Consider the following 20,062-nt stretch of genomic DNA (forward strand, 5'->3'; position numbering starts at 1 on the left):
TTCAGTTTCATAACTTTTATACTATTTCAATGAGTCTATTCAACAAAATATTAGGAAACTCCAGTGAGGTTTCTGCTGAAAAATTAAACGAAAAATACGGTCGACTTTTAATTGAGGGCGAAGTAGTTGAACTTGGTTTCAAACTTTTTCGAGATGTATTTATGTTCACGAATAAACGCCTAATTTTAATAGACGTGCAGGGAATAACAGGCAGCAAAGCCGAATATAAATGTTTGCCTTATAAGCACATTTCAAGATTTTCGTTGGAAACCGCTGGTACTTTCGACTTGGATGCCGAACTAAAAATTTGGATTTCAAGTGAAGACTTGCCAACGGTAAGTAAAAAATTCAATAAAAGCATAGATATCTATGAAGTGCAGAAATATTTGGCAGGAAAGGTATTGTAGCATTTCCCGGTAAATCTCAATCTCTAAGCCTTTAAACTCCTAAACTTTTTAAAGCACCAATTCCGTAAAGAGTCGCTCTAAAGTTTTGTCTAAATCGTCGCTAAATCCATTGTGAGGGCGCGACGTTTGAAGTGACGAACTGCGTTGTGCCGTAAGCCATCTGAAGCGATCAGGGATTTCCCATTGTGCCACAAGACCACCTTCTTTTGACCCAGAGCAAATTTTCTGGAAAGCGTTTAGGTTTTGATTAAAATCTGTTTCTTCCAATTCGCAAGAAAATAACTTTAGTTTTTCTGTGTCTATTTGGTATTTACAGTTCAAATATTTAGCTCCTTTGCTAAAAAGAATGATACCCACATTCAGGAATTCCTCGCGTTCTACACGTGGCACCAAACGTATTACCGCATATTCATACAAGTGTTTCCCGGGCATCCTGAATCTGTTTTACAAAGTTGTTTGCATTATTTCTACGCTTTACTAAAAACTGAAAATACACTTCGCTTATTTCTTCGGCTTTCATTTCTGAACCTTCCCAGTTTAACCAATCTGCGGGGATGAGGTTTGTAATTTCCCGAAGCTTTTCATCTGGAAGCAAAGCAATCATTTCATCATTTATTTCTTCAACTAAAGATGCTTGTGGCAGCAGCACGTGATCTTTTATATAAATAAATGGACTAATAGCTGTTTTTTCCCAATTGTCCCATGCGTGATGAAAATAGAAAGTGGCGCCGTGATCAATAAGCCAAAGTTCTTTATGCCAAATAAGCATATTTGTGTTTTTCACCGTACGATCAATGTTGGTAGTAAACGCATCGAGCCAGACAATTTTGGAGGCCAGTTTTTCTTCAACTTGAGTAACTATCGGATCAAAAGTTAGCGCTCCCGAAAGAAAATGGAGAGCGAGGTTAAGACCTTGGCTACCTTTTAAAAGATCCTGTATTTCTTCATCACCTTCACTACGTCCGAAAGCTTCGTCCAAGTTTGCGAAAACAAGTTCGGGCACTCTCAGTCCTAAAGTTCGTGCAATCTCGCCACCCAGCAATTCTGCAATCAATGCTTTTACGCCATGACCTGCACCGCGAAATTTTAAAACATATTTAAAATCGTCATCCGCTTCGGCCAAAGCAGGTAAGGAACCTCCTTCCCGCAGTGGGGTAATGTAACGCGTAACGTTTACAGTACGGAGTTCTATTTTGTTGGTTATCATTGATTGCAAAATTAGGTTTATTTGTGAATATGATACCCGAAATATTTAAAGATGTTTTTTTGCTTCCAAAAAATGAATTGCCGCTATTTTTAATAATATAAATTCGTATTTTGCTCAATTGTGAAACATTAAACTGAAAATTATTGAATTTAACCATTGAAAACATTTTACTTGTTGGTTCGTTATTGCTTTTTATAAGCATAATTGCGGGTAAAACTTCCTATAAATTTGGCGTTCCCACCTTAGTTCTTTTCTTGGGAATAGGAATGCTTGCCGGCGAAGATGGAATTGGCGGCATCAGTTTTAACGATCCACAACTCGCGCAATTAATTGGCATAATTTCATTAAACTTTATTCTTTTTTCTGGCGGGCTTGATACTAACTGGAAAACAGTAAAGCCTATTATGAAAGAAGGTTTTATGCTTTCAACATTGGGGGTTTTACTTACTGCTGTTGGTTTAGGAACTTTTGTGTTTTATGTTACCGATTTTACCATTTATGAAAGTTTGCTCTTAGGAAGCATAGTTTCATCAACAGACGCAGCCGCCGTGTTTTCTATTTTACGTTCCAAAAATCTTGCACTTCGCTCTAATTTACGTCCTACTTTAGAAATGGAAAGCGGTAGTAACGACCCAATGGCTTATGTGTTAACTATTGCCTTTTTGGGGTTGGTAATTAATCAGGATAAAGGTTTAGTAACTATGATTCCGTTGTTTTTTCAGCAGATGATAATTGGAACCATCGCTGGTTTTGGCTTTGGGAAGCTGAGCAAGATTATAATTAACAAAATTAAGTTAGATTTTGAAGGTTTATACCCAGTGCTGGTTATCGCCTTAATGTTCATCACCTTTTCAGTAACAGATTTCTTTGGTGGAAATGGCTTTTTAGCCATATACATCTGCGCCGTATATTTAGGAAATCAATATCTAATTCATAAAAAAACCATTCTCAAAATGTATGATGGTTTGGCGTGGTTAATGCAAATCGTGCTCTTCTTAACCTTAGGACTTTTAGTTTTTCCTTCACAGATTGTCCCTGTTATTGGCATCGGACTTGTAATCTCGTTGTTTCTAATTTTTGTTGCGCGTCCGGCGGCGGTTTTTATAAGCCTTATTCCCTTTAAAATGAAATTGCGCAGGCGGTTTTATATTTCGTGGGTGGGTTTACGTGGGGCTGTGCCCATTGTATTTGCAACCTATCCATTATTGGCTGGAATTGAAAAGGCTAATATGATTTTCAATATTGTATTTTTTATATCACTTACCTCTATTTTAATTCAGGGAACTACACTTTCTGTAGTCGCCAAATGGTTAAAAGTGAGTATTCCGAGCGAAGAGAAAAAATTGACTCCTTCGGAAAAATTTCTTGAGGAGCACCCCAAAACAGAAATGCGGGAGATAGGCATAGATAATGGAAACATAGTGGTAGGAATGAAAATTGTGGATATCGAATTTCCGAGCACTGCAATTATTGCAATGATAAAAAGAGACGATAAATATATTACGCCAAACGGTAGCACAATTATTCATGCAGACGATGTACTTATCGTGCTTTCTGAAACAAAAAAGGGAATTAAGAAGGTCTTCAAAACTTTAAAGATTAAGGAGTTTTCGGCAACTTAACGCTTACTAATTCCTCGTAAAATGTCTTTAAACAATTTTATAAAATGGATAATTTTGTAACCATAGCTACTTTTACGTACCCTTCCGAAATGGCTGTGGCACGAGCGAAACTGGAATCTGAAGACATTGAATGTTTCGTAAAAGATGAGCTTACGGTGCAAGTATATAATTTCTATTCCAACGCAATAGGTGGAATACGAATGGAGGTAAAAGAAAGTGATTTCGAAAGAGCGAAACGAATATTAATCGAAATCGGATTTTTAGAAGAAGAAGTGCCTCAAACGTCAAAATTTTGGGAATCTGTTGAAGAGCGCACTAAAAATATTCCGCTGCTAAATAAGATGCAATTAGAACCACGGCTTATCGCAGCCTCGGGTATTATTGCAGCGGTTTTACTAATTAGTGTTGTCGCTATTGGTTTTATTAATAAGGAAACGTCTGAACAAACTCAATATAATTTTTTGACTGATGCTTCTTGGTGTTTAGGCCATATTAATTATTTAGAAAATGACTACGCACCCAAAACGATAGATGCCGCTATGGTTAGAATTAACTACGGATGCGCAGAAAAAATAAGTTTTAGACGAGATAATACTATTAGCTTTCCTGGATTCAATACAGATAGGTTTTACGGAAAATGGATGCTGGACAATAACAAATTAGTAATCTATCAAATGGATACTTTACAACATACTTTTGAAGGAATTTATAGTATTGATATAGGGAATTCTGAACTTCATCTGCTGTCAGAAAAAACAAAAATATATTGTTATGGCGCCTATTAATTCAGTTGAAAAGCGACAGATTAGTTGTCCTTTTTGTAAATCAACAGAGGTTTCTAAACCCAAGTATTCCGCACGGAAGCTTGCGATTTCAATATTACTATTAGGTTTTCCTTTACCATTTCTGAGTAAAACGTATTTTTGTTTTGATTGCCGAAACGAATTCAAAAAGTCTGACATTAACCAGTAAATTTTGTTTGTAATAATCATATCTTTAAAACATTATGAATACTAAAACAGTTCTATTATTTCTGGCATTGTTTTGCTCGATGCTAATTTTCGCTCAAGATATTTCTATAGGGAAAGGAGATAAACTTCATTCAGAAATATTTGAGCAAGACCGTGAGTTCTCAGTATATTTTCCGCCTTCATATAATACTGCTGTTAACCAAAAATATCCCGTGTTGTATATTTTGGACGGCGATTATAATTTCCAGTACGTAGCTGGCTTTTTGGAACTCCAAGGTGCAATTAGTGAACTTATTCCCGAAATGATCTTGGTCGCAATCTCAGGAAAAGGAACCAACGAATATCGTAAAAATTGTAAGCCCAAAGTTGATGGCGTAGAAGATAGCGGCAACGCTGAAGAAATGGCAAATTTTATTAAATTGGAATTAATTCCCTACGTAAACCAACACTACAAAGCAGCCGATTATAAAATTTTAGCTGGCCATTCTATTGGTGGGGTTTTCGTAATTAATACTGCCATAAATCATCCCGAACTTTTTAACGATTACATCGCCATTAGCCCTGCACTTTGGTGGGGAAAAAACGCGATGGAAGGTATAATGGAAAACACTTGGGGGAAAACAGAAAACACTACGGCAAATCTCTTTATTTCTTTGGCAAATGAAGAAGGAATGGGTGTGGATAAATTTCTGAAAAAAGTGCCTAAAAATATAAAGGAGAAAAACATAACGTATCAGGAATTTCCCAATGAAAACCACAACTCCGTAGGGCTTCCAACCTACAAATGGGCATTGACTGATATTTTTAAAAATTGGTTTGTGAAGGAAGAATACTTCACAACTGCCGAAGCCTTAGAAAATCATTATTCCGAAGTGCAAAAAGGGTACGGCAGTATTTTCAATATTCCTTTCAGTGTTATCGGTTACACACATTATACGCTTCAAAAGAATGAAAAGGAATTGGCTAAAGTGCAGGAGGCTTTAAAAGAATTAAACCCAAATGCATTTGTGCTTTTTAATACTTATCGCGCAGGAAAGCTCGTTGCCGATAAAAAATACGAGGAAGCAGAAAAACTTTTAAATGATGCTTTGGCGATTAACCCAAACAATTTTGATAGTTACAATGTTTTGGCGAAAATAAAAGCGGCAAATGGTAATTCAGCCGAATCAAATGAAAGCATAGACAAAGCATTAAACTTAGCAAATAAACAGCAAGCAAGACAGTGGCAAATCAATGAACTGCTGGAAACAAAGGCAGAAATCAATAAAAAGCTGTAGTTTTATTGTGAAAATAATTCAGTAAAAAATCTGTGAAGAAACTGTTCAAAATATCGCAAATAACGATTTTTCTATTTCTCTTGGGAATAGTTGGAGGCTGCCAAGAACCCAAAGAAATAGGCTCGTACCATCCAAATCATTGGGAAGACCATTATGTAGATGCTAAAGCTATACAGCCAATAAATGATTCGCTGCAAAAGGGAACAACTTATTTGAGTATTTACTCAAATATCTACAGTTTTTCGATGGAAAAATCGCACAGTTTAACTGCGATGGTGAGCCTTAGAAATGTTAGCATTACAGATACAATTTACATTGCCAAAGCAGATTACTACAATACTAACGGCGAGTTGATTCGTCATTATTTCAAAAAACCAATCTACTTAAAACCATTAGAAACTGTGGAAATTGTGATTGATGAAGTAGACAATCACGGTGGTAGCGGCGCCAATTTTATTTTTGAATGGACCACAAAAGCCTCAACTCCCGAACCGTTTTTTGAAGCAATTATGACTTCGCTTCGCGGCTCGCAAGGATTGAGTTTTACTACACAGGGAAGAAGAATTGAGTGAATTCAATTAAAAATTTTCATGTTATAAATCTTGCCAGATTACATTTTTTTTTTGCGCTCTTTTTGATGAAATTGCCACAGAGCCACAGAAAACAAAAGGATTTCTTCACAATCACCCAATTTCACAGTTCAAATAGAAAAACTTAACTGGGTTGCTTTGTGAAGCTGAAGCACCAATTTTGAATCTTAAATTTTAAATCTTCAATCAATTTGTTTTCGTTATTTTTGAAGAAAAAGAATTGAAATGAAAATAGTAGTTTCCCCAGCAAAAACGCTGGATTTTGAATCCAAACTTCCCACTAGTCGCGGCACTCAACCCAAATTTTTGGAAGAAGCCGAAATGATAAACAACAAGCTAGAACGTAAAAGCAAAAAGGCAGTCGCGCAATTGATGGACATTAGCGATAAACTGGCACAGCTTAATTATCAGCGATATAAAAAATTTAATACACCTTTCACAAAAGAAAACGCTCGCCCAGCGGTTTACGCCTTTGCTGGCGATGTTTATACAGGTTTAGATGCCTATACAATTCCGTCGGAAAAGATTGATCTTTTGCAGGATATGCTCCGTATTCTCTCTGGAATGTACGGAATATTGCGACCGTTAGATTTGATGCAAGCCTACCGTTTGGAAATGGGCACTAAGATTTCTATAAACCGCAAAAAAGATTTATATGCTTTTTGGAAAAAAACACTTACAGAAACATTGAATGACGAATTGGAAGATGACGAACTTTTCTTAAATCTCGCCAGTGTAGAATACTTTAGCGCCATTGACGAAAAGAAATTGAAGGTGCTAGTAATTTCACCAGTTTTCAAAGATTTCAAAAATGGGGAGTTAAAAATAATTTCCTTTTTCGCCAAAAAAGCACGCGGCAGCATGGCGCGTTTTGCTATTGATAACAATGTGAAATCTTTAGATGAATTGAAAGCTTTCGACTATGACGGTTACAACTATAGCGAAGAATATACCGAGAAGGAAAATGAGCCTGTTTTTATAAGGTAGTTTATGATATCGAAATCGAAAACGAAAACTGAAAACTAAATCGTCAATCTACAATCGTAAATTTATTTGTTTCATCACATTCATCCATATCCGCCATTCATTCCGGAAACTGCAACTAAGTTGATTGTTGGCACCCTGCCGCCACCGCGTTTTACCACAGGCGAATTGAAAGATGGCGATGTAGATTTTTGTTACGGAAGTCGCGACGGGCAGTTGTGGGTGATTTTGGATAAGATTTTCGGTCTAAATTTGAAGTTTGAAACCACCGCAGAAGCCATCGAGCAGCGCGAGTATTTTCTTAAAAAAAAAGGTATTGGCATTTGCGATATGGTTTCTTCCGCTAGGCGCGAAAAAGTGGATGCTTCAGATATTGGAATGTTGGAAGTTGAGCTTCGCGATTTGATTTCTGTACTTCAGCAAAATCCTAAAATAGACACCTTGCTTTTCACGGGAGGCAATAGTAAGAATGGCCCTGAATATTTCTTCCGAAGAAATTTAAAGGCGTACAATATTTCCTTAGAATTAGTTTCAAACAAAGTGCCGCGCATTCATCAATTTAAAATGCCCGAAAACGAACGGATAGTTAAAACCGTCTCACTAATTGCACCTTCTGGTGCAGCAAATAGGGCAGTAGGCAGCCTTGCCGCGTATAAAAAAATGAAGGCCGAATTTCCCGAAAAAACTACTATCGATTTTCGGGTAGCTCAATACAAACTCTTTTTTTAATATCATTTAACACATTGGATTTGGGAGCTTTAATACTTCTATTTTAAATATTCCTTCACGCTATAAATGATTATTACACGGTACTAAAAAGAGTCTAATATTCGGTGGTGTTTTAAGCCAAATCTTTACTGTCTTTCTACTCATTCTTACCTTCTTCTGCGCATAGAGTTGCGTGATTTTATAATTCATAGGTTTCATACAAAATTCAATATTTTATGATTTTAGCGGTAAATAGTCTACAGATATTCCTTTTTTTTTGAATGTAAATTGAATGTTAAATTTTTGAGTTTAAAAGTATTGTGACTGGTGTTTTAAAATCAAAGGCGTTAACTCTCTTATAGACAATATTTTAAAAAATGCATAAAAAATTATTTCTTTGCAATCATAAATATTCTGGGGATGAAGTCGATTTTTGTTTTGGGAATTGTTTGGCTTATGTCATATTTTATGCTATTTTTAACGACCTTTTAACTAAGAATATTATTAATTATTAATTTAAATTACAATCTATGAAGAAAATTACACTCACGCTTCTACTGTTATTTTTTACGGTCGGAAGCGTTTTTAGTCAATGCATTGGAACTTCGCCGTATCTGACGGTAACTGCTAATAATAGTGGTGCAGTGCAAACCATAACCACCTGTAGTTGGGGTGGTGATTATAATACCATTAATGGTTTAATAGCAGGTAGTAATTACCGATTCACCTCTACTGCTCCATATGTAACTATTACAAATACAAGCAACGTTGTAATAGCATCTGGAACTTCACCCATAGTTGTGAACAACATTGCTTCTACATCTATTAGGTTTCATACGCATTCTTCACCTCCTCCAGGTTGTGGAACTGCTGCTACTTGTTACACTAATACTTTACAAAATCTTACACCACCACCACCACCGGCAAATGATCTTTGTGCAGGTGCAATTGAGTTAACAGCTGATGGTACAGTGCCTGGTACAACTACCAATGCTACTGTTGATACACCAGGGGCTTGTGGGGGAGTTAGTATTACTGCAGCCGGAGTATGGTACTATTTTGACGATGTTAGCGGTACAGGTTCTTCTGTAACTGTTAATACATGTGCAGCCGTTGGTTATGACACTAAACTTTCTGTGTACACTGGTGCTTGTGGAGCACTTACTTGCGTAGGAGCAAATGATGATGCTGGTGCCCTTTGTGCTGCTAGTGGCGTTAGAAGTGAAGTAACATTTACTTCAGATGGTTCTTCTAGATATTACGTTTTAGTACACGGTTTTGGTTCTAATGCTGGTAATTTTGAACTTAATATTACTGGTTTCCCAGTACTTTCTACTGGTAACCCTCCAACTATAGTATGTCCTGCTAATATTTCAGCAAATAATTCTCCAGGAACTTGTGGCGCAGTTGTCAACTTTGCTGGACTTGCTTTTGACGATGAAGATGGAAACATCTCTGGCGATATTGTAGCAACCCCACCAAGCGGAAGTACTTTCCCAGTAGGTGATACTACTGTTACCCTTACTGTTACAGATAGCGATAATAATACAGTAGATTGTAGTTTTATTGTTACTGTAATTGATAATGAAAATCCTGTGGCAGTATGCCAAGACATTACAATAGACCTTGATCCAGTAACTGGTATGGCAACAATTACTGCTGCCGATTTAGATAACGGTTCAACAGATAACTGTACTATAGCTTCAAGAACTTTGAGTGTATCTACATTCGACTGTTCAATGGTAGGTCCAAACACAGTAACTATGACTGTTACTGATAGCGCTGGAAGAACTGCAACTTGTACTTCAACAGTAACTGTTCAAGATGTTACTCCACCTGAAGTATTCTGTGTAGGCGGATTTGGAGTGTTCTCAGAATCTGAAGACTTTAATGGCGCAGCCGTTCCAACAGGATGGACAACAGTGATAGAAACTGGAGTTGCAAATTGGGCTTTCGGTTCAGGAGACATGCCTATTGGTCCTGACTTTGCTACCAACGCTGCTATTTTTAATGATGATGCTGCCGGTAATGGATCAGTAAATCTAGTAAGATTGCTCTCTCCTGTATATGATCTTAGCGCTGCCTCAAATGTAACTGTAGGTTATGATGTAGCCTTTAGAGAATTTGGTGACCAAGAACTTAAAGTAGAGGTATATGACGGTGCGGCATGGCAACAAATTGCTATTTATGATGCAAACTTGACTACTATTCAAACGGAATCTTTCGACGTCTCTACTTATGTAAATGCTGCATTCCAAGTGCGTTACACTTTTGACGATCTTGGCGGATGGGGCTGGGGAGCTGGCGTTGACAACTTCTTATTGAACTATGAAGCTGCTGCTGGCGGTGGACTTGATGTTTTCCTTGATGCAAACGGTATGGCTTCTATTAGCCCTAACGATCTTGTAACTGGTGTTAACGAAGCTTGTGGATACACAATTAGCGCCGGTGGTGCTGGTGGTGGAACAGCAGGCGCTCTAACTTCACTTTTCACTTCAAATAATGGCGGTTCAACAGGTTGGGCAGTAATGTATGACGTAACAGTTGGACCTACTGATATTGAATTGACTGAAGTTGATATTAATACAGCAAGCACAACAGTATTTGATTTAGACTTATATGTTAAAACAGGTACTTATGTAGGAAGTGAAACCAATAGTGCTGCTTGGGGTGCCCCAGCTGCATCTGGTTCAGGAACTGGCGCAGGTCAGGATATTCCTAGCAATGTTGTACTAAATGCTCCTGTAGTACTTTCTGCCAATACCACTTACGGTATTGCAGTAGTAACAGATGGCGTTGGACAGAGGTATACTAATGGTACTGGTGCTAATCAGAGCTATTCAAATGCTGAACTTTCAATGTCCCTTGGTTCTGCAGTAACTGGATTATTTACAGGTTCAATTTTCACCCCTCGTGTGTGGAATGGAACTTTACACTACGTAACATCTGGAGGTTCAGGCTTAGAATTTACTTGTGCAGATCTTGGCGAGAATATTATTGAGGTAACTGTTACGGATGCAAGTGGAAACGCTTCTACCTGTATGGCAGTTGTAAATGTAATAGACAATACTGCTCCAGTAATTACTTGTGGAGTTGCTAATATTACATCCGAAGCTACAGATTTTGAAGGTGCTTCAATTCCTTCTGGCTGGTCTACAGTTGTTACTTCTGGTAGCGCTGACTGGGCTTTCGGTTCAGGAGATATGCCAATTGGAAATGATTTCCCGACTAATGCAGCTATCTTTAATGATGATGCAGCAGGAAGCGGTGAAGTAAACTTAGTTTCACTTATTTCTCCAGTTTATGATATCTCTGCAGCTGTAACAGCATCTATCTCTTTTGATTATGCAATGCAGGAATTTGCAGGAGACGGAACCCTTGCTGTAGAAGTATATGATGGTGCAGCTTGGCAACAAATTCTATTTGTTGATGTTGATACTAACCCAACCAATTCAGGAGCACTAGATATGGCTGCTTATATGAATGCTGACTTCCAAGTTCGTTTTACTTACGACGATGAAGGCGGCTGGGCTTGGGGAGCTGGTGTAGACAACTTCCAAATTGATTTTGAAGGTGTAAGCACTGGTAACGTTGTAGAAATTGAGCTTGGACCAGATGGTACAACTACTCTTGATCCTTACAGCTTACTTTCTGATATAAATGAAGCTTGTGGTATCGCTACTATTGCAGTAGATGTACCTACAGTAACTTGTGCAGATATAGGAACCCCAGTAATGGTTACAGTTTTCGTAAGCGATACTAGTGGTAACCTTGCATCTTGTGTGGCTGAAGTTCATGTGGTAGACAGACTTGCACCGGTACTTACGTGCCCTGCAGATCAAACTGTAGATCCAGGAGCAGGAAACATTTTCTATATCGTTCCAGATTACTTCGCAACTGGCGAAGCGATTGCTGACGATAACTGTACAGATCCTGTAACGTTGACTACTCAAGTTCCGGCTCCAGGCGCGGCATTGCCAGATGGTGTTCACACCATTAGCTTTACTGCTACTGATGAGTACGGTAACATGTCATCTTGTGATTTTGAACTTACAGTTACAACTGTTCTTGGTGTGAATCAGAATTCTTTAGATGCTGGTGTGGCTTTATATCCAAACCCAGCGAGCAATGTTGTAAATCTTGTTAACAAGACCAACATCTCTCTAGATAAAATGATGATTTATGACATAAATGGAAGACTTGTAAACCAAGTAGACCTTCGCACAATGCAAGGTGAAAAAGCAGTAGATGTTTCGTCTCTTGCATCTGGTGTTTACGTTGTTCAGATTATTGGTGAAAATGCAAGCACTGTGAAGCGCTTGATTAAGAAATAATCAATAACCAATTATAAAAGGAGAACCCCTTCAGCTTTTGCTGAGGGGGTTTTTTCATTTTAACTAATTTAGATATTTAATATTCTTAAAGAGATTCCTTTCATAATCTCAATTGTAACTTAATAAACCCGAAGCTAATATATAATTGGTAATTTTTACCATTATAAACTTAACACGTCGTTTTAACATAAATTTAATAATTCAGGGGTTTTTTAATAAATTTTTGGCTATTAAACAGCAGTTTTATCGATAATTTCTACACTTTGGCTTAAGCTTGGCTTAAACTTAGCTTAAACATGGCTAAGCCGCATCTATTATTAGTGTAATTTTGGTCATCTATTAGAAGGACATATTTAGATTGATTTAGATCTTATAGAACCCCCTAAAAAATAGATGTTTTATGAAAAACAATACTCAAAGTCCCCAAACAACTTCAATCAAACTAAAGGGATTTCTCGGAATCATTCTCGTAATTGCTTTAACGATGCCAGCTATTGCTGTGTCGCAATCGCCTTCTCCAGTTAATCTTGGAACTGCTGGCAATTACGTGGTCTTAGCAAAATCAGGAGTTTCAGCTACTGGAACCACTTCAATCGTTGGCGATATTGGAGTTAGCCCTATTGACCAAACCGGTATAACTGGATTTAGTTTAATATTAGATTCCTCAGGTCAATTTGCTACTTCATCTTTAGTTAATGGAAAAATATATGCATCAGACTATGCATCACCAACTCCAACAAAATTAACGACTGCTATAAGCGATATGGAAACTGCATATACCGATGCAGCTGGAAGAACGCCAGATTACACTGAATTACACGCTGGTGATCTTACCGGACAGACCTTAACCACGGGTGTTTATAAATGGGGTACCAATGTTTTAGTTTCTGAAGCTGGTGTTACTCTTTCAGGCAGTCCAACAGATGTTTGGATATTTGAGATAGCACAGGATTTAATTATAGCTAACGGCGCAATTGTTACGCTTAGTGGAGGTGCGAAGGCATCAAACATTTTCTGGCAAGTTTCTGGACAAGTTACTCTTGGAACAACATCAGAATTTAGTGGAAATATATTGTGTCAAACACAGATAGCGATGCAAACAGGAGCAACTTTTGACGGAAGAGCACTTGCACAGACCGCTATAACGTTAGATGGTAATAATGTTGTACTTAGTGTTAATGACAGTTCAATAGACGAAGGTTTGGCTTTATACCCGAATCCCGCAGACAACCTGATTAACCTAGTAAATAGCAACAATACTTCTCTCGAGAAATTGATGATTTATGATATAACAGGAAAACTTGTTAACCAGACTAACCTTCGCAATATGCAAGGTGAAAAATCGATAGATATTTCAGCATTAGCAACTGGGGTTTATGTTGTAAAGATTGTTGGTGACAACGCAAGTTCTGTGAAGCGTTTGATTAAAAACTAATAAATTTAAACCCACCAAATAAAGAGAATCCCTTCAGCTTTTGCTGAGGGGATTTTTCATTTAAGATAACTTCACAAGACAAATCTTGCTATTTGTGTATCTTTACGTATCTATTAAAAAAATTCCACAATGAAAAAAATAATTCCCTTTTTGGCACTTGCCATTATTGTAACTGCGTGTAACAATTCTAAAGAAAAATTAAACAAAAATGATGAACAGATGAATAGCACCGAAAACCCGCTACTTTCCGAAAGTACTTTGCCCTACGGAGCACCGGATTTTTCAAAAATAAAAGATGAAGATTTTAAACCTGCAATGCTTGAAGGTATAGAACAGCAAAAGAAAGCCGTATCTGAAATTGCAGATAATAGTGAAGAACCCACTTTTGAAAATACAGTTCTCGCTTTGGAAAAAAGTAGTGTGCTTTTAAACAGAGCTTCTCAAGTATTCGGTGCCTTAGCTGGTGCAAATACCAACGAAACGCTTCAAGCTGTGGAAACCGAAATGGCGCCTAAATTCGCAGCCCAAAACGATATGATTTATTTGAACGATAATCTGTTCAAACGTTTTAAAACACTTCACGATAAAAAAGAATCATTAAATCTAGATACGGAATCCTTAAAATTACTTGAAAATTATTACGAAGATTTTGAAATAGCTGGCGCTAATCTTTCTGCTGAAGACAAAGAAAAACTAAAGGAATACAACGGAAAAATCGCAACGCTTACAACTAAATTTGGCAAAACACTTTTGGATGCTAATAATGCTGGTGCTGTAACTTTTACCAATAAAGAGGAATTAGCAGGCGTGGATGAAGATTTTCTGAAATCGAAAGAAAATGAAGATGGTAAAGGCTGGACCATTCCATTGCAGAACACGACGCAACAACCTCTACTTCAATCTATGGAAAATAGAGCGAGTAGAGAAAAGCTCTATAAAGCCGCTTGGCACAGAGCAGACCAAGGTGCTAATGACACCCGCGAATTAATTAAGGAATTGGTAGAAGTACGTGCTCAAAAGGCAAAACTTTTAGGGTTTAATAATTATGCCGAATGGAGTCTTCAAAAAACAATGGCAAAAACTCCTGAAAATGTAAACAAATTCTTCAGCGGACTTATTCCAGCGGCCACTGCCAAGGCGCAAGCAGAGTCTAATGAAATTCAGAAAATGATTAAAAGCAAAGGACAGGATTTCACATTAGAGCCTTGGGACTGGAATTATTATGCTGAAATGGTTCGTAAAGAAAAATATGATTTAGATGAAAATCAAATAAAGCCATATTTTGAATTGAAGAATGTTTTGGAAAAAGGTGTGTTTTACGCCGCTGAAAAATTGTACGGCATTACCTATAAACCTAGAACTGATATTCCAACCTATCACGAAGATGTTATGGTTTATGAATTGTTTGAAGAAAACGGCGACGCGCTTGGACTGTTTTATGCAGACTTTTTTGCACGCCCTAGCAAAAGTGGTGGCGCTTGGATGAGCAACTTTGTTACGCAATCTAAATTGTATAATAAAAAGCCAGTAATATATAATGTGCTTAATATTCCAAAACCAGCGGGGAATGAACCTGCATTATTAACCTATGACGAGGTATCCACGATGTTCCACGAGTTTGGACATGCGCTTCATGGTTTCTTTGCAGATCAGCAATACCCTTCGCTTTCGGGAACTGCCGTAGCACGTGATTTCGTAGAGTTTCCTTCACAATTTAACGAAAACTGGGCATTGTATCCAGATGTGTTGAAAAACTATGCGCTACACTATAAAACTGGCGAGCAGATTCCGCAGCAGTTAATTGATAAAATTAAAAATTCGGGAACTTTCAATCAAGGATATAGTTTAACCGAAAATTTGGCGGGTTCTAATTTAGATATGCAATGGCACATCATTTCGCCAGACAAAAAGATTGAAGATGTAAACGCGTTTGAAAAGCAAGCGTTGAAAAACACAAAACTTAATGTGGTACATGCAGTGCCGCCAAGATACCGTTCAACCTATTTCTCCCACATTTTTGCTGGAGGATATGCTGCTGGATATTATTCCTATTCGTGGACAGAAATGTTACATCACGATGCCTACAATTGGTTTGAAAACAACGGCGGACTTACTCGCGAAAACGGACAACGTTTTAGAGTTATGATTCTTTCAAGAGGAAACACTTTGGAACTCGAAAAAATGTATAAAGACTGGCGCGGAAGCGATCCGAAAATTGAGCCAATGCTTAAGGCACGAGGCTTGAAATAATTGTATAAAATGAAAACCACGAATACCCGAATGTTATTTTATTCGTGTATTCGTGGTTTTTTTATATCCATTTGAAGCTGAAGGGCTCCAGAGGATATTTTATTTACTTCTTCTTTTTAGATTTTTTCAAATCCTTCTTTGGGTGTACTAACTTCAATTCATCAATTAAATTTGTTGCACCAGCGTATTTATCCATTATAAAAAGCACGTAACGAATATCTACCATAATGTTGCGAGATAACGCAGGGTCATAGTAATAGTCGCTCATTGTACCTTCCCAAACACGGTCGAAGTTAAGGCCTATCAGATTTCCGTGGGCATCAATTGCAGGGCTCCCGCTATTGCCACCTGTTGTGTGGTTAGTTCCTATAAAATTGATTGGCATCTTGCCATTTTCAGCATATTGACCGTAATCTTTAGCTTCATATAAATCAATTAATTTTTGAGGAACATCGAATTCGTAGTCGCCTGGAACGTATTTCTGAATTACTCCTTCTAAAGTAGTTACGGGTTCGTAATAGACAGCATCGGCAGGAGAGTAGCCAGCAACTTTTCCGTAGGTTACTCGAAGCGTACTGTTAGCATTCGGGAAGATACGCGCGTCTTTCGGGCTTAACTCGAGCATAGCTTTCATATAGTCACGCTGTAAACCTGAAATGTTTAATTCAAGTTCTTCATATTTAGGGGCAACATTGTCAAAATAAGCATCTGCCATTTCCTGTACAATTTTGAAACCGGGATCGTTATTTAGCTTAGCAATAACCGTTTCGGCATCACCTTCTAATAACTTTTTTACTGAAGCATAATCTACAAAAGCAGAATTAGTGTAGACGTTGGTAGTTAACTGTGCAGCATTTAAATTTTTAAACGTTGCAGGAAGAAATTGTTCTGGAACGCCTTCGGCATAAAGTGCAATTAGGGCTTCGAAAACTTCTTGATCTACTTTTTTGCTGTAATCTTTATATTGACCTTCCAATCTTTCAATCATATTGTTTTTTCTATCGTCAAAAGATTGTGCGCCACGGCTTTCATAAACTTGCTTTAACTGATAAACTTGGTAGGCAGTACGAAGTAATTCTACATTTCGTAAAACTGTTTCTAGGAAATATTCGCGAGCTAAAGTATATGGTTCTATTTCGGTATAATACTGTTCGAATTTTGGTAGAAGTTGGCCGTATTCTTGTTGTTTTCCTTTCTTATTAATTTGCGCAATAAGTTCCTTTTCCTGTTGCTTTTTGATGCCAACAGCATTCGATTTTTTTAAACCAAGGGTTTCGCCTTTCCACTTTTTCCAGTAGTTAGCGATACGAGCAAACTTGGAAGCATATTGAATTTTTATCTGCTGATCTACACGCATATATTTATCCTGAATAGCCAATGCAGCATCGCGAATGGCAATACGCGCTGGGTTAACAGTGTTTATTACCTGCTCGATAGCAATTGAAGGTAAATACTCATCTGTAGTTCCTGGGTACCCAAATACTAAAGTGAAATCGTTTTCAGCTACGCCATCTAAAGAAATAGGTAGGAAGTGTTTTGGCGTATAAGGCACGTTGTCTTCAGAATATTCTGCGGGACGGTTGTTTTTGTCGGCATAAATTCTGAAAAGGCTGAAGTCGCCAGTGTGGCGTGGCCAAATCCAGTTGTCGGTATCGCTACCAAACTTCCCAATTGAAGAAGGCGGAGCGCCTACCAAACGGATATCTTTAAAAGTTTCTACAACAAAAAGCATGTATTGGTTGCCTTCATAAAATGTACGTATGCGGTTTTCCTGCCAAGCTTCTTTTGGAGAATTTTGTACAGCGTTCGCAATATTTTCCTCTATCTTTTTTTGTTTGTCGGCCTCATTCATAGCTGCGGTAACGCCTGCCATTACTTGGGTTGTTACATCTTCAATCTTAACGATAAAAGTGGCGGTAACTCCAGGATTGGCAAGTTCTTCTTTTAGGCTCATCGCCCAGAAACCATCCTGCAAATAGTCGTTTTCTAACGTGGAATGACTTTGAATTTGAGAATAACCACAGTGGTGATTAGTAAGCAAAAGTCCTTTATTGCTAATAACTTCAGAAGTACAGCCGCCGTTAAAGTGAGGCACTGCATCTTTTAAACTTGCATTATTAACATCGTAAATATCCTTGGCGGTCATTTTCATGCCGAGGTTGGTCATTTCAGATTCGTTCATTCCTTCTAAGAGCGAAGGAATCCACATACCACCTTGTTGGGCAAAAAGTGGGACTGATAAAAAGATAAAAAGAAGGCGAAATAATTTCATAGTAACGGTTTTTTAAATAATAGCGTGCAAGATAATGATATGGAGGGTATTTTGGTAATTTAATTAGGCTAATGGTTTTCTATGTAGCTTTTAATCACATTCAAAACACTGCATTAAACGTTTGGATAAAACCAAATCCTCTGAACCTTTTAATGGCTCAGTTAAAATTCCTTGCCTGTCAATTTCTACTTTAAATGCTATAGCATATTCAACTAACCGCTCCCTTCTTGCTATTATATTGGCCATAATTTCTTCACCGTGGAGATTGTATATTTCCTTTGGCCATAATTTTAAAGCTTCTTCAATTGCTTGGTTTGTTAAATGGTTTTGTATGAATTTTGCCTGTTCTATAAAAATTTCTTCAGCTGTGTTTTGTAAAAAATACCTGTCAAAAGGGTATATCAGTCCTGGAATATAGTCTATCTCCTTTTCAAAAGGACGTAAACGAGGCTGTATGTTTTTAGATGACACAACCGAAGGTATTAGTCCGTCTATTGAAAAAAATGCATTATCACGATCTCCGGGTAATGGGGTGGCTACATACTTTTCTCCCTGTTGTTGTAGCACCCAGCCCCATTGTTTTGCGTGCCGGTCCCAATCGCCAATCACTAAATCGAATAAACGATTTCGCACCAATTCTTCCTTTTTAATACTTAGTTTTTCGCCTAATTGTTGTTTTTTTTCTTGCAGTTTATCGGTGTCGATTATTTCATTTACATTTTTTAAATGTGTCCAATTTGTAGGTCCTTCGGTTTCATATTCAAGCCAATATAATTTGTTACCATACGTAGTATTGTATTTACCTAGGCGTTCTTGCTTAGGAACAAATACCAAGGAAGGGTGCGTGTGTAAAATTGAAATAGATTCGGCTAATTTAGCTACCACAATGGCGGCATAAGGATGTTGTGCCGAGATTCCATCGATAATAATATTTTCTATACCCAGTGTTTTTGCGAATTCAGGAATAAGAGGTTCGGGGTTTTTTGCAACACTTCGCAATGAATAGTAAATGCCTTTGTTGTTTTTTAATCGTAAGGATTGAGTCTGTTTTCCTCCCCCTTTTTTAATAATGGTAAGCCCTCCTTTTAAAGTGTGTAAAAAAACGATAGGTACTTTTACGGGGATCGCCCATTCATCGCGATATTGCTCTCCTTGCACCATTTTTTTTAAAATATTGCCTTCATACATTGTCGTTACTGCGATGGTAACCGAATCGTGATCCCCAAAATTGAATGTATTAATATTATCTGTGTTCACGATAATTTGGGAAGCCACTTTGGTTGGTGTACTCCAAATTGAAAAATATATGATAATTACAACAGCAGCTGTTATACTTAGTAGGATGGCAATAATTTTTTTCATTAAGACATTCAATTTTAAGTGAACAATGTATTTTTTTCGCTACAATAGTAAATCAGTTTTACGATGAATACCCTTCAGGATGATCAAAACTTAAATAATAAGTAGCTTTTTCTATTATTCATATTTTATGTTTACAACCTCCAAACTACGAGATTCCCCTCCCATTTTAAAATCTGCTATATCTCCAACTTTATGTCCGGTAAGCGCCACAGCAATTGGTGCCACAAATGCAATTTTGCGTTTGGCTATGTCAGCCTCATCTACGCCTACAATCTGAAAGGTTTGCGGAGTAGGGGCGGTAGATATTTTATAAGTTACTGTTGCGCCAAATCGCACTTCGTTTTTTGGTTGTAATGCTGGATCTAAAATTCTTGCAGACACAATGCGTTCGTTAAGCAAATCCAGTTTTCCGTTTAGGACTGCAAGTTCAATTCGTCTTTGTTGTTCGTGAGTAGTGGAGAGAGTAGCGCGTTCGTTTTCTAACTGTTCCCGTTCTGTTTGCAGTAGTTTCATGCCAGTCGGGGTTACATAATTAGTGGCGCCAGCAGGCAGTGCTGCGCGTGGCGGTATAATGGGCGCTTCCTCTTGGTCTTCTTCTTTTACAAATCCTCGGCTCATATATAATTATATTAAAAGTGCATTC

At 37.6% G+C, this 20,062-nt stretch carries 15 protein-coding genes; 10 read left to right on the forward strand and 5 right to left on the reverse strand.

The annotated features are described in order from the left end of the window. Positions 1-29 precede the first annotated feature (29 nt). Complete coding sequence (locus AC3RVG_RS10920) at positions 30-407, forward strand: PH domain-containing protein (RefSeq protein WP_489691495.1); 378 nt, start codon at positions 30-32, stop codon at positions 405-407. Between the two features lie 48 nt (positions 408-455). On the opposite strand, the gene AC3RVG_RS10925 is transcribed toward AC3RVG_RS10920, so the two are convergent. Both AC3RVG_RS10925 and AC3RVG_RS10930 read right to left on the reverse strand, forming a co-directional pair. Next, on the reverse strand, positions 456-839 hold the full coding sequence (locus tag AC3RVG_RS10925) for a DUF3037 domain-containing protein (protein WP_489691496.1): 384 nt from the start codon (positions 837-839) through the stop codon (positions 456-458). Beyond that, the gene (locus AC3RVG_RS10930) at positions 817-1,611 is read right to left on the reverse strand and encodes a HipA family kinase (RefSeq protein WP_489691602.1); all 795 of its coding nucleotides are present in this window, start codon (positions 1,609-1,611) and stop codon (positions 817-819) included. Before AC3RVG_RS10930 ends, AC3RVG_RS10925 begins: the two co-directional genes overlap by 23 nt. 146 nt (positions 1,612-1,757) lie before the next feature. Here AC3RVG_RS10930 and AC3RVG_RS10935 point away from each other — a divergent pair, with 146 nt between their 5' ends. The 9 genes from AC3RVG_RS10935 to AC3RVG_RS10975 all read left to right on the forward strand — a co-directional run bounded on the left by AC3RVG_RS10935 (position 1,758) and on the right by AC3RVG_RS10975 (position 15,785). Further along, positions 1,758-3,236 (forward strand): potassium/proton antiporter, encoded by a 1,479-nt coding sequence (locus tag AC3RVG_RS10935; RefSeq protein ID WP_489691497.1) that lies wholly within the window; start codon positions 1,758-1,760, stop codon positions 3,234-3,236. A 44-nt stretch (positions 3,237-3,280) separates the two neighbouring features. Continuing rightward, positions 3,281-4,021 carry a putative signal transducing protein gene (locus AC3RVG_RS10940; RefSeq protein WP_489691498.1) on the forward strand — a complete coding sequence of 247 codons (741 nt, stop codon included), beginning with the start codon at positions 3,281-3,283 and terminating at the stop codon, positions 4,019-4,021. Positions 4,022-4,242: 221 nt separating this feature from the next. Beyond that, a complete protein-coding gene (locus AC3RVG_RS10945; RefSeq protein ID WP_489691499.1) occupies positions 4,243-5,484 on the forward strand; it encodes an alpha/beta hydrolase-fold protein in 1,242 nt (413 codons plus the stop codon). Between the two features lie 32 nt (positions 5,485-5,516). After that, positions 5,517-6,056, forward strand: coding sequence for a DUF3124 domain-containing protein (locus AC3RVG_RS10950; RefSeq protein ID WP_489691500.1), 540 nt, complete (start codon positions 5,517-5,519; stop codon positions 6,054-6,056). A 243-nt stretch (positions 6,057-6,299) separates the two neighbouring features. Next, positions 6,300-7,061 carry a peroxide stress protein YaaA gene (gene yaaA, locus AC3RVG_RS10955; RefSeq protein ID WP_489691501.1) on the forward strand — a complete coding sequence of 254 codons (762 nt, stop codon included), beginning with the start codon at positions 6,300-6,302 and terminating at the stop codon, positions 7,059-7,061. 66 nt (positions 7,062-7,127) lie between these two features. Next, positions 7,128-7,787, forward strand: a complete 660-nt coding sequence (locus AC3RVG_RS10960) for a uracil-DNA glycosylase family protein (protein ID WP_489691502.1) — start codon at positions 7,128-7,130, stop codon at positions 7,785-7,787. A 509-nt stretch (positions 7,788-8,296) separates the two neighbouring features. Continuing rightward, complete coding sequence (locus AC3RVG_RS10965) at positions 8,297-12,100, forward strand: HYR domain-containing protein (RefSeq protein WP_489691503.1); 3,804 nt, start codon at positions 8,297-8,299, stop codon at positions 12,098-12,100. Positions 12,101-12,500: 400 nt separating this feature from the next. After that, positions 12,501-13,535: an ice-binding family protein gene (locus AC3RVG_RS10970; RefSeq protein WP_489691504.1), complete on the forward strand. Its 1,035-nt coding sequence runs from the start codon at positions 12,501-12,503 to the stop codon at positions 13,533-13,535. A gap of 129 nt (positions 13,536-13,664) precedes the next feature. Then, positions 13,665-15,785 carry a M3 family metallopeptidase gene (locus AC3RVG_RS10975; protein WP_489691505.1) on the forward strand — a complete coding sequence of 707 codons (2,121 nt, stop codon included), beginning with the start codon at positions 13,665-13,667 and terminating at the stop codon, positions 15,783-15,785. Positions 15,786-15,888: 103 nt separating this feature from the next. Here AC3RVG_RS10975 and AC3RVG_RS10980 read toward each other — a convergent pair whose 3' ends face one another. The 3 genes from AC3RVG_RS10980 to AC3RVG_RS10990 all read right to left on the reverse strand — a co-directional run bounded on the left by AC3RVG_RS10980 (position 15,889) and on the right by AC3RVG_RS10990 (position 20,037). Then, positions 15,889-18,057 (reverse strand): S46 family peptidase, encoded by a 2,169-nt coding sequence (locus tag AC3RVG_RS10980; protein ID WP_489691506.1) that lies wholly within the window; start codon positions 18,055-18,057, stop codon positions 15,889-15,891. 90 nt (positions 18,058-18,147) lie between these two features. After that, positions 18,148-19,419, reverse strand: coding sequence for a hypothetical protein (locus tag AC3RVG_RS10985; RefSeq protein WP_489691507.1), 1,272 nt, complete (start codon positions 19,417-19,419; stop codon positions 18,148-18,150). 114 nt (positions 19,420-19,533) lie between these two features. Then, a complete protein-coding gene (locus tag AC3RVG_RS10990) occupies positions 19,534-20,037 on the reverse strand; it encodes a GreA/GreB family elongation factor (RefSeq protein WP_489691508.1) in 504 nt (167 codons plus the stop codon). Between the last annotated feature and the right edge of the window lie 25 nt (positions 20,038-20,062).

This window comes from Aequorivita sp. IT1282, from assembly GCF_058068205.1.